Consider the following 12158-nt stretch of genomic DNA (forward strand, 5'->3'; position numbering starts at 1 on the left):
GGTGTGTTAAACCAGGTCTTCCAGTGTCGGGCCTGCGTCGTCATATTCGATGGCATCCAGCGGACTTCCATCATCGGTGATGGCCACTTCACCAGACTGGTCGAGGTAGATTTTGTCTTCCATGATTTCCTGAACCACGATTTCCATGTGGTTTTTGGTCTGCATTTCGACCAGTGGTCGCGCGCCCCGGTTCAACGCGACAATCCGTTTTTGAATGAGTGAAGACAGTTTGAAACGTCCGCCCACTTTGTTGACGATTTCTTCTTCTTTAAATTCTTCCAGCATTAATTTCTAGCTCCCGTTGTTTCAGGATGGTGCCGATTTCTGTGACAGCACGTTCCAGATCGTCATTGATAATGACATGACTATAATATTGGGCCTGCTCCAGTTCTTTGCGAATTGTTGCCAGCCGTTTTTCGATCACTTCTTCTGATTCGGTTCCCCGATTGCGGATTCGTTTCTCGTATTCTTCATCGGAGGATGTTCTGACAAAGAGCGTAATGGTCTGGGGGAACTGTTTTTTCAGTTTCAGGGTTCCCTGCACATCAATTTCCAGAAAAGGCCAGCCCCCCTGTTTCGCTGCCCGGTCCACTTCTGATTTTAACGTTCCATACCAGTATCCCAACCCATGAACCTGTTCACATTCAAGGAATTCGTTATTTTCCTGTCGTTTTTCAAATTCTTCCGTTGTCAGAAAATAGTAATCTTTGCCGTCCACTTCCCCTTTTCGGCGAGGACGCGTTGTGGCCGAGATCGCTTTGATCAGTTTGACCGGTGTTTCCTGCATCAGTCGATTAACAATGGTTGTTTTCCCGCTGGCGGTCGGGCCGGAGAGCACAACAATCGGTATGTCCGGTGGGATACAGGCTTGGGGTTCAGACACTTGGTAAAGCTCCAGAGTAATCGTTGTGTGGTCTCTGTATTCAATCTCAGGAGATCAATAATTCTATACTATTCAACGTTCTGGACGTTTTCTCTGATTTTCTCAACAGCCAGTTTCATTTCGATGACGGCGTGGGAAATCTCAACATCATTGGCTTTCGAGCCGATCGTATTAATTTCGCGGAACATCTCCTGCACCAGAAATTCCAGTTTTTTACCCTGAGACGTTTTTGAGGTGATGATGGAGTCAAATTGCTCTAAATGGCAGCCAAGTCGACTGATTTCTTCGTTGATATCACAACGATCTGCAAACATGCTGACTTCCCGAATCAGGCTGTCAGGGTCCAGTTCGACTTCCTGGTCTTTCAGCAGGTCTGCCAGTCGCTGATGCAGGCGATCCCGGTAGTTTGTGACAACACGCGGTGCCTTCTCTTTAACTACTTCAAGCTGCTGGCGAATAATCTGATTACTGCTCTCAAGATCTGCCTGGGCCGATTCCCCTTCTTTCTTGCGAAACTCAGTGAGTTCCTGCAGGGCACCGCGAATCGCCTGTTCAATTAATGGCCAGTCCGACTCAGGGGTATGGGAACGCGAGTAATTGTCGATTGCAGCGCCAGGTAACGTCAACAGGCTGTCAACGTGATTGGGCAAGGGAGTATGGCAGGCTTCGGACAGGTGTTTGAGCTGTTCCCAGTACTGTTTGATGACTTCTTCATCCAGCAGGTAATCGCTGGTGCGATCCAGACTGTCAATTCGCAATGTGAGATTCACGGTTCCGCGAGAGACAGAACTGCGAATCAGTTTTTCGATCTGGCTTCCCAGTTTCGCGTAGAAGTCCGGATAGCGGGACGAAACTTTCAGATAGCGATTGTTGACGGTACGTAGCTCGGCATGGACCGAGAGCCGGTCGTTTTCTGCAGTCGCACTTCCAAAACCAGTCATGCCCAGCAGCACAACACACTCTTTTCTGAATAACAGGAATAATTTGAGGCTTAGAGAACCAGCAAAAACTTTGCCGAACGCAGGATCAGCTCAGTTGACTATTCTGACTTGGGTTGAGATTTGGTTGTCTCAGGTTTTGCAGGAGTTTCCTGTTTATTGTCTTCTTTAGATTCAGGAGCGGCAGCTTTCGGAGCAGCATCTTTACCGGCTGGTTCAGCCGGCTTGGTTGCTTTCTCTTCCGTTGCAGCTGGCTTTTTCTCTTCAGCGGCTTTTGTCTCTTTTTCAGCGAGATCTTTAGGAGGTGTGAATTCCGGGCCGCCTGCCGCTTTTTCTTCAGTATCCGGTGTCTCTTCTTCTTTGTTTTTGTCATCCGAGGAAATAGCGGTCTCTTCAGATACGGCACTACCGCCACTGTATTTTCCGGAACTGGCGCGTGTGGTGATGCCGGAGACACCAGCCAGGATCACCCAGATCACTGCCATGATAATCGTAATTTTTGTGAAGACATCGCCGGCTTTCGTTCCCAGTGCACTTTGGCCACCGGCACCACCGAATGCGCCGGCCAGTCCACCACCACGACCTTTTTGCAGCAGGATGATGATAATCAGGAGGACTCCGAAGAACATCAGAAATGTCATCAGTATGGTAGCAGGATCTGTAATGGCTTCCAGGAACGTCGCAAAAATCATTGTGTCATCCTAAATGGCTTAAAATATCTTCTGAACGGGTTGATAAAATCACCCGCAAGTTGCTGAAGTAAGATCGCCCGTATCATACAGTAATGATATACGATCTGTAAATCGATTCTGGATTCGGAGTATCGTCTAAATACCAGAAACTCTTGACTATTCTGCAGATAACTCCACAGCAGCCTGAATGATGGGGATAAAGAGCTCTGCTTTGAGGCTTGCTCCTCCAACCAGCGCGCCATCGACGTTTTCCTGGGAAAGCAGTTCTTTGGCGTTATCTGGTTTGACACTACCACCATACAGAATTCGGGTTGAGTCTGCGATTTCTGCAGAATACTGGTCTTTGAGCCAGTTTCTCAGGTAGAGATGAGCGGCTTCTGCCTGTTCAGGGCTCGCTGTTAAACCGGTTCCGATCGCCCAGACTGGTTCATAAGCGATCACGATCTGCCCGAATGCGGATGCGTCGACTCCACTCAGGCCGCCTGTCATCTGGGTGTTGAGCACGGTTTCTGTCTGGTCTGATTCACGTTCACTCTGTAATTCACCAACACAGAGGACGACCTGCAGCCCAGCTTCGAGGGCTTTTTTGACTTTGAGATTGATATCTGTGTCTGTTTCTTTAAGGACGTGACGACGTTCACTGTGTCCCAGGATAACGGAACGGCAACCGACGTCGGTCAGCATTTCCGTTGAAGTTTCACCGGTAAAAGCACCTGGTGCTTCATGGTAACAGTTTTGTGCACCAAAGCCGACGCCTGAGCCAGAGACGATCTCGCCGATCGTGGTCAGGTAGGGAAACGGAGGGCAAACCAGAACTTCAACGGCAGGATTTTCAGAGGGCACTTCGGATGCCAGGGCCTGAGCCAGCTGTGCACCGGATTCTTTAGTGGTATTCATTTTCCAGTTACCGGCTACAAGGAAGCGACGCATAATTGATCCTGTGATTGAAGTAAGTTAAAGGTGGAAATGGACTGTACAGATACTGTTTTCGCCAGAGATCGAGAGGCGAAACAAAAGCGTTAACGGATCTGTGACCTTCAAATGGTTACCGATGCCGTTTTAAGCAGCAATCAAAGCTGCAGCATAAGTTATTGAGTCAAACGCAATGATTCAAGGATTTGGGCTGAAAATCCTGAAATGACCCCTGTTTTCACAGAATTCTCACGAATCAGAGGCGCGGTTGCCATCTTCTGTTACTCCAGAATCCCGCTGCGGGGGTAGGACCCCATTGTTTCCAGACGAACGACGCGTTTCTCCAGTTCATTCAGCGTTCGTTTAATATGGGGTTCCTGAACATGGCCTTCAAAATCAATGAAGAACAGGTATCCTGGTTCTTCTCCCCGGAGCGGGAAGGATTCGATCCAGGTCAGGTTGACCTTGTTTTTCTTAAAGATCTGAAGTGTATCAGCCAGGGAGCCGGCCTTGTGGGCGATTTGAACCAGGATCGCCGTACGATCTTTACCGGTCGGGTTGCAGACCTCTTCGCCGATTACGGCAAAGCGAGTGACGTTGTTGGCGTTATCTTCAATGCCTTCCACGATAATCTGCAGATCGTATTCCACAGAAGCCTGGTGGCTGGCAACTGCTGCGGCACCTGGTTTGGTCGCTGCCAGCTGGGCTGCGGTTGAAGTACTGGTGACTTCATGCAGATGAGCCTGAGGCATGTTTCGGGAGAGCCACTCGCGGCACTGTGAGAGTGCCTGCGGTTTGCTGTAGATTTCGGTGATTTCGCTCCGTTCGCAGCGCGCCAGCAGGTTGTGATGTACGGCGATCAGCACTTCACCACAAATCCGTAATGGAAGCCGGGTGAACATATCGAGGGTGTCGACCACCCGTCCATCCGTACTGTTTTCGATGGGAACCACACCAAACTCGGTATTCCCCCGGTTGACTTCTTCAAATACAGCCCCGATGGTGTTCACAGGCACCATGTCGGCCCCTTCGCCAAACCGTTCCAGGGCAGCCAGATGGGTATAGCTGTAAGCAGGGCCCAGGTAGGCAACGCGTTGGGGGTGGATCTGTCTGCGGGCAGAACTGAGGATCTGACGAAAAATTCCACGGATGGCATTGTTGGTCAGAGGGCCGGATCCGTTCAGTTTTTCGATTGTTTCACGCAGTTCTTCATCTGTTTTGGGGTCAAACATCGCCTTGCGGGGCTCGGGATCAGATTTGATCTGTTTGACTGTCATCGAACAGCGTTTATTGACCAGTTTGATAATCTCTCGGTCAATCTTTTTGAGTTCGGACTGTGTCGATGCAGGATTGCGTTTTGTGCTGGGGCTGGTGCGGGCTACTTTTTTCTTGGTTGACGTCTTCGGCTTACTGACTGAAGTTCGTTTATTAACCGCTTTTTTCTTGGCCATCGGAATCTTTCAGGATGTGAGTCTCGTTTCTGTCTCTCAGAAAATTAACCGCAGCCAGATCACACGCCTTCCCTGGTTGTGTTTAGTCGCTTACTGCCAGTTTCACAATTGGATTACAATCCCTTAAGAATTGATTAACTTCGGATTTCTCCCGAATCTCATTCTTGAATTTTTTGCTTAAAATATTATAAGATAATCATTTAGAGGCATTGAAAAAACAGAAGCAGAGGGTACACAAACAAAAGGGAATGCCTGTTTCCGGCCTGTTTATCAATTGTTTTAGTTTGTACCGCCGCCTTCAGGGACTGTCAAGCGGTTAGGCCTGACCTGTGAACTGTTTAGCCTTTATTCCAGCGGGCAGGGTGAATTGACTGCCATTATGTCATTTTGCCTCAGAGGCAGAATGGGATTGCGGCGGTGTCAATTTGGCAGTGTCTGTCTGGTTGGAATTGGTAAGAAAAAACAGTCGTGGTTAGTAAGTGCTTATTTATAAATGACATAGGTCTAATTTTTTGGTTGGTGTTCTGCTTGGCACACTCATTGCTGTCTAACAACACAGCCTGTAATTTCAGGCAGAATCGAATTAAGTATTGAATCACAAGCGGGAGATGTATGAGGCTGGGAGAGTTTTCTCGTAGTCTGAGCTTTGTACAGATCTGAAATACGAATAAGGAAAGAGGGGAAACTCACATGTCGTCAGGCGAAAAAATCATCGGTATTGATTTGGGGACAACCAACTCAGTAGTCTCAATCATGGAAGGCGGGGAAGCGAAAGTGATCCCCAACCTGGAAGGGAATCGAATCACTCCCAGTGTCGTGGCTTTCACTGATAAGGGAGAAACTCTGGTCGGTGAGCCTGCCAAACGTCAAGCGGTCACCAATCCTAAAAATACGGTCTACTCGGTAAAACGCTTTATGGGACGTCGTCATAACGAGGTTCAGAGCGAAGAGAAGATAGTTCCTTACGGGATTATTGGTGGGCCGGAAGACTATGTCAAAATTGAAGCGGGTGGCAAAACTTATACGCCGCCCGAAATCTCCGCTTCCATTTTGCGGAAACTGAAAGAAGCTGCCGAAAGCTATCTGGGACATAAAGTCAACAAAGCAGTGGTTACCGTGCCGGCTTATTTCAATGATGCTCAGCGACAGGCGACCAAGGATGCCGGTCAGATTTCCGGTCTGGAAGTCTCTCGCATCATCAACGAGCCTACCGCGGCTGCCCTGGCTTACGGCCTGGAGAAAAAGAGCGACGAAAAAATCGTGGTGTTCGACTTCGGTGGCGGTACGTTTGACGTTTCTGTTCTCGAAGTAGGCGATGAAGTCATCGAAACTTTGAGCACCAACGGCGATGGTCACCTCGGGGGTGACGATTTCGATGAAGAACTGATCAATCATATTGCTGATTCCTTCAAGAAAGAGCAGGGGATCGATCTGCGAAGCGACGCCATGGCGTTGCAGCGTCTGAGAGAGGCCGCTGAAAAGGCCAAGAAAGAACTGTCCTCTTCCCAGACGACAGATATCAATCTGCCCTTCATCACCGCAGACAGCAGTGGTGCAAAGCACTTGCAGATGGCAATTACCCGGTCTGAATTTGAGAAGCTGATCGATCCTCTGGTGGAACGCTGCCGGAAACCGGTTGAGCAGGCCATGAAAGATGCCGGTCTCAGTGCCAGTGAAATTGACGAAGTTGTGCTGGTGGGTGGTTCCACCCGTGTTCCCAAGGTTCAGGAATTTGTTAAGAAGATCTTTGGTAAAGAACCTCATAAAGGGGTTAACCCGGACGAAGTGGTTTCAATCGGAGCCGCGATTCAGGGGGGAATTATCTCTGGTGATGTTCAGGATGTAGTGCTGCTCGACGTAACACCACTCTCTCTCGGGATTGAAACCGAGGGTGGCGTGATGACCAAACTGGTTGAGCGTAACACCACGATTCCTGTGACGAAAGATCAGGTGTTCTCGACTGCTGCCGACAATCAGACTGCTGTCACTGTCCGTGTGTTTCAGGGAGAACGACAGATGGCCAGCGACAACCGGTTGCTGGGTCAGTTTAACCTGGAAGAAATTCCGCCGGCACCGCGTGGGGTTCCTCAGATTAAGGTGGTATTCGATATCGACGTGAACGGCATTCTGAACGTGTCAGCCAAGGATGTTGCCACTGGTAAAGAGACATCAGTTAAAATCGAACAGTCGAGCGGACTGTCTGAATCTGAAATCGAAGATATGAAGAAACAGGCAGAAGCACACGCTGATGAAGACAAGAAGAAGAAAGAGCTGGCAGAGGCGAAGAACAACGGTTCCCGCATCGTTTATGATGTGGAAAAACTGTTGAAAGAACATGCTGATAAAATTGATGAATCCTCAAAAACTGCGATCGAAGCATCCGTTAAGAAAGTCAACGATGCTCTCGAAACAGAAGACGTTGCAGCCATCAATTCAGCTTGTGAAGAGTTGCAGCAGGCCACGCATGCCTTCACCGAGCAGATGTATAAAGCGAGCCAGGAAGCCGGAGGAGCCGAAGGTGCTGCTCCGGAAGCGGGTGGTGCAGCAGCCGATGAAGAGGATGTGATTGATGCCGAGTTTGAGAAAAAGGACTGAAGCAGTTCTATGAGATAAGGAACGGGGCTCAAGGATCGTCTTGAGCCCCTGACTCCTGCCTTAAAATCCATTTCTGGAAGACTGTTTTTTCAGCTTCATACCATTGATCAGACTCAAAAGACTCTCCCTCCCCCGGGTCTGATTCACTTAAAATTATTATACGAGCACTGCTTACCGCCCCGTTATCTGATATGATAATTCAGGCTGTTGAGTTGCTGCGCAGGTTAACAATAGAACGGAGGAGTGTTATGGCATTTCGATTTGAAAAGTTGACTGTGAAGGCCCAGGAGGCCGTCCAGCGCGCTCAGCAGACGGCTGAAGATTTTGGTCAGCAGGAGATCAAACCGTTGCATCTGCTCAAAGCATTGCTGGATGAAGAGCAGGGTGTTGTGAAGCCACTGATTCAGAAGATCGGTGCCAATCTGCCTCAGTTGCAGAAAATGGTTGATGATGAAATCAGTCGTCTGCCTAAAGTTTCCGGAGCCACCATGCAGGTGGGTGTGGGCCAGGCATTGCTCAAGATACTGCAGGCAGCGCAGGATCGCGCAGACCAGATGCAGGATAATTTTGTTTCCACCGAGCATCTCCTGCTGGCTTGTACGACCGTTGACGAACAGCCTAAGCGGATTCTGGAACTGAATGGAATTGAAGAAGATGATGTCCTCTCCGCATTGCAGGCGGTACGCGGGGGGCAACGCGTCACCGATCAGAGTCCTGAAGAGAAATACCAGTCGCTGGAGCAGTATGGAAAAGATCTTGTCGAACTGGCCAGGCAGGGGAAAATCGATCCGGTGATCGGCCGCGATCAGGAGATTCGACGTGTCATTCAGATTCTGTCGCGGCGTCGAAAAAATAACCCGGTCCTCATCGGTGAAGCCGGTGTCGGCAAGACAGCCATTGTGGAAGGGCTCGCGCATCGGATTGTGATGGGCGATGTGCCACAGAATCTGAAGAACAAGCGTGTGGTCGCTTTGGATATGGGTGCCCTGATTGCAGGTACCAAATATCGAGGGGAATTTGAAGATCGTCTGAAGGCAGTGCTCAAAGAGATCGAAGCGGCGAAAGGACAGATTATTCTGTTCATTGATGAGCTGCATACCGTCGTAGGGGCAGGGGCAGCGGAAGGGGGCGCGGATGCTTCGAATCTGCTGAAACCCGCGCTGGCCCGTGGTGAACTGCATTGTGTGGGCGCCACCACGCTGGACGAGTATCGTAAATATATTGAAAAAGATCCCGCACTGGAACGACGTTTCCAGCCGGTTATGGTGACTGAACCCACGGTCGAAGATACCATCTCCATCCTGCGGGGGTTAAAAGAACGTTATGAAACACACCACGGGGTGCGGATCACCGACGATGCGTTGATTAATGCCGCGACTTTATCGGATCGCTACATCAATGATCGATTTCTGCCTGACAAGGCGATTGACCTGGTCGATGAGGCTGCCAGTCAGTTGCGGATGGAGATGGATTCCATGCCGGCAGAAATTGATGAAGCAACCAGGCAGTTGACCCGGATGCAGATCGAAGCGGCTGCATTGGCAACAGAAACGACTCCCGACAGTCAGGAGCGGTTGAAAGAGTTGCGCAAGCAGATCGCGGATCGCGAAGAAAGTGTCAATGCATTGAAGACGCGCTGGGAAACGGAAAAAGAAGCACTGTCGGGCCTGCAGCCTTTAAAGGAAGAGATTGATCGGCTGAATACCGCCTATGAGCAGGCATTTCACCGGGCACAGCAGACGAATTCCAATGAGGACTATTCACAGGCCTACAATGCGGAACAGGAGTTGAACGCAGCACGTCAGCGACTGACCGAGATGGAACAGAAGGTGACGGAACTCGGGGATGTCGGTGGTGAGCGGTTGTTGCGCGAGGAAGTGACCTCGGAAGACATCGCCAAGGTTATCAGCATGTGGACCGGGATTCCGATTTCGAAAATGCTGCAGGGAGAACGTGAAAAACTCCTGCGGATGGAAGACGAAATTCACAAGCGGATGATTAATCAGAATGAAGCCGTGCTGGCTGTCTCGAATGCAGTGCGCCGCTCACGTTCCGGTTTGCAGGATCAGAATCGACCGATCGGGTCGTTCATGTTTCTCGGGCCAACCGGTGTGGGGAAAACGGAACTGTGTAAAGCGCTGGCAGGTTTTCTGTTTGATGATGAACGCAACATGATTCGCATCGATATGAGCGAATTTATGGAGAAACATTCCGTGGCACGTCTGATTGGTGCCCCTCCCGGGTATGTCGGATATGAAGAAGGAGGGCGACTGACGGAAGCAGTCCGGCGGCAGCCTTATTCCGTTGTTCTGCTGGATGAAGTCGAAAAAGCGCATCGGGATGTGTTTAATATCCTGCTGCAGTTGCTGGATGACGGACGACTGACGGACAGCCACGGACGAACCGTCGATTTCTCCAATACGATTGTGGTGATGACTTCCAACATTGGCAGCCAGACGATCATGGATCTGTCGGGAAAAGAAGACGAAGATCTGATTCATAACCGTGTCATGGATGCGTTACAGCATGAATTTCTACCTGAGTTCCTGAACCGGATTGATGAAGTGATCGTATTCCATCCGTTAGGGCGGGAAGAAATCCGCCAGATTGTGGATCTGCAGTTACAGAACCTTTCCCGGCTGGTGGAAAATAATGGTTTTACTCTGGAGGTGACGACGGCTGCCAAAGATCTGCTGGCGGAGGAAGGCTATGATCCTGTGTATGGGGCGCGCCCCTTGAAGAGGGCCATTCAGCAGAACCTTCAGAATGAACTGGCCAACAAGCTGCTCTCCGGTGATTTTGTAGAGGGGGCTACGATTCATGTGGATGCGCATGAGGGGCTGTTTCTGTTCTCCGGCAGGTGAATATAAAGCCTCAGGCGAAATGACAATCAGCCCTGAAATCTGGTTCCAGGGCTGATTTTTTATTCGGATGAAGTTTCAGGTAGCGCATGAAAAAACGACGCTCACTTTAATCAAGTCAGCGTCCTGTTTTATCATCGACTGCCGGAACTGCTTATGCAGATTCTTCCAGGACAGTGAAGGGGCTGATTTTGCGAACTTTCTCTTTGATCGCTTCTTTTTCTGAAGGATCTTTTGCTTTGGCAAACTTAGCCCGGAGCTGTTTCAGCTTGTGTTTACGGACTCGACGTTGGGCCAGTTCACGCCCTTTTTCAACACGTCCCATTTCTCATTAGTTCCTGATAAAAGAAAATTGCTATGTTCGAATGTATATATTCTGTCTGAGGAAATTGATTCTAACATCTAATATGGTAAGGAGCAACGATCAGGACAGGGCATTTTTGCAGAGAAATGAGAGAAGCACTGATCTTAATTCGGCTTGACCTTAAATTCATTCCCTGATATTTCATACAGCTCTCACTACTACCTCTCTCGAAATACCTCCCCATAGCACCTCTTGTCTATCTGACCCTGGTCTTAGTGCCGGGATTGAGATATTGATTTCCAGGTTAATCCTGGTACGCAACACATTTAACCATAGCGACAGTAATCTAATATACCCGGTCCGAATGGACCTGGAGACGCTAACGTAAAACTGGACACAGTCTTATCGTCAATTTGGGAAAATCAGTCATGTTGTATCAGTCCCGCCAGGCTGTATTTCTGGTCATTGTCCTGTGTTTCTTCAGCATGGGGGGCGTCGATGATCTGGTATGGGCTCAGGGGTCTTCTGTTCAGACAGGGGGAGATGCAGGTGCAGGCAGTTCACAGGCACTACAGCATCGAACGATATTCATGCCTCGCGATGTCGAGATCGAACAGGTGAGCCAGTCTCCCCAGGTTCCCAATGTGCTGGATGCCGATTCGCGGGAAGCATTAGGAATTCCCCCCCAGTTACTGGAAGATGATCAGAACTGGACAGATTCCGGCGATGACTGTGTCGACTGCGATGCGATTGTGCCGCTCATCTCACATAAGCAGGGGGATGCCGGAGTGACATGGCTGCCGGGGACGGGCGATGAACTCGGGATTTTCAGCATTAATTTATCGGAAACGATCGAGATACCACGGTTTGAAGGCTTTTCAGTAACACCTTATTTTGGTGTGCACTATCTGGATGGTCCGATACAGACTGATTTACCAGCGCGGGTTTACGATACCTCGGTCGCGTTCCGCTGGTTCAAAAAACATAACGAAAAGTGGTCTTATGAACTGGAAGTGGCTCCCGGGGTTTATAGTGATTTCAAAAATGTGACTTCCGACTCTCTGCGGATTACCGGGAAAGGGCTGGCCTATTATGTTCATTCCCGCTCCAAGCAGTTTGTAATGGGAGTCGTGTACCTGGATCGCGAAAATATTCAGATGTTGCCCGCTGCGGGGATGATTATGTGGTTCAGCGAAGGATCACGCCTCGAGTTGATCTTCCCGAAACCCAAATTCACATACCGCATCGAAAAAACAGAGGAGCTGGAGCGCTGGGCGTATGTCGCCGGAGAGTTCGGCGGCGGTTCGTGGGGAATTCGGCGTGGCGCAACAGGCATTGATGATATCGCGACTTACAGTGACCTGCGTTTAATCGGAGGTCTCGAAACAAAACATACCGGCGGAATGATCAGCAAACTGGAAGTCGGATTCGTCTTCAATCGCAAGCTGGAATATAAATCCGATATCGGCAATTACGATATTTCGCCGACAGGAATGATGCGTTACCAGCTGACGTTTTAAGA

The 12158-nt window shown here is 49.7% G+C and carries 10 protein-coding genes; 3 read left to right on the forward strand and 7 right to left on the reverse strand.

The features are described from left to right. Positions 1-6 precede the first annotated feature (6 nt). From GmarT_RS10065 to pheA, 6 genes are all read right to left on the reverse strand, one after another. The gene (locus GmarT_RS10065; protein WP_002649010.1) at positions 7-285 is read right to left on the reverse strand and encodes a DNA-directed RNA polymerase subunit omega; all 279 of its coding nucleotides are present in this window, start codon (positions 283-285) and stop codon (positions 7-9) included. Continuing rightward, positions 269-883 (reverse strand): guanylate kinase, encoded by a 615-nt coding sequence (gene gmk, locus GmarT_RS10070; RefSeq protein ID WP_002649009.1) that lies wholly within the window; start codon positions 881-883, stop codon positions 269-271. Before gmk ends, GmarT_RS10065 begins: the two co-directional genes overlap by 17 nt. A 68-nt stretch (positions 884-951) precedes the next feature. Then, positions 952-1836, reverse strand: a complete 885-nt coding sequence (locus GmarT_RS10075; RefSeq protein WP_002649008.1) for a YicC/YloC family endoribonuclease — start codon at positions 1834-1836, stop codon at positions 952-954. Between the two features lie 86 nt (positions 1837-1922). Continuing rightward, complete coding sequence (gene secG / locus GmarT_RS10080; RefSeq protein WP_002649007.1) at positions 1923-2513, reverse strand: preprotein translocase subunit SecG; 591 nt, start codon at positions 2511-2513, stop codon at positions 1923-1925. 156 nt (positions 2514-2669) lie between these two features. Then, complete coding sequence (tpiA, locus tag GmarT_RS10085; protein ID WP_002649006.1) at positions 2670-3443, reverse strand: triose-phosphate isomerase; 774 nt, start codon at positions 3441-3443, stop codon at positions 2670-2672. Between the two features lie 263 nt (positions 3444-3706). Continuing rightward, positions 3707-4876 carry a prephenate dehydratase gene (pheA, locus tag GmarT_RS10090; protein ID WP_002649005.1) on the reverse strand — a complete coding sequence of 390 codons (1170 nt, stop codon included), beginning with the start codon at positions 4874-4876 and terminating at the stop codon, positions 3707-3709. Between the two features lie 690 nt (positions 4877-5566). Between pheA and dnaK the strand changes: the two genes are divergently transcribed. After that, positions 5567-7471, forward strand: coding sequence for a molecular chaperone DnaK (gene dnaK / locus GmarT_RS10095; protein WP_149302609.1), 1905 nt, complete (start codon positions 5567-5569; stop codon positions 7469-7471). A gap of 248 nt (positions 7472-7719) precedes the next feature. Beyond that, on the forward strand, positions 7720-10335 hold the full coding sequence (gene clpB / locus GmarT_RS10100; protein WP_149302612.1) for an ATP-dependent chaperone ClpB: 2616 nt from the start codon (positions 7720-7722) through the stop codon (positions 10333-10335). A gap of 151 nt (positions 10336-10486) precedes the next feature. On the opposite strand, the gene GmarT_RS29475 is transcribed toward clpB, so the two are convergent. Continuing rightward, on the reverse strand, positions 10487-10657 hold the full coding sequence (locus tag GmarT_RS29475) for a DUF6800 family protein (RefSeq protein WP_002649758.1): 171 nt from the start codon (positions 10655-10657) through the stop codon (positions 10487-10489). Positions 10658-11064: 407 nt separating this feature from the next. Here GmarT_RS29475 and GmarT_RS10105 point away from each other — a divergent pair, with 407 nt between their 5' ends. Then, entirely contained in the window at positions 11065-12156 is a 1092-nt protein-coding gene (locus GmarT_RS10105; RefSeq protein WP_002649757.1) for a DUF6268 family outer membrane beta-barrel protein, read from the forward strand. The last annotated feature ends 2 nt before the right edge of the window (positions 12157-12158 follow it).

Source organism: Gimesia maris (assembly GCF_008298035.1).
Lineage (GTDB): Bacteria > Planctomycetota > Planctomycetia > Planctomycetales > Planctomycetaceae > Gimesia > Gimesia maris.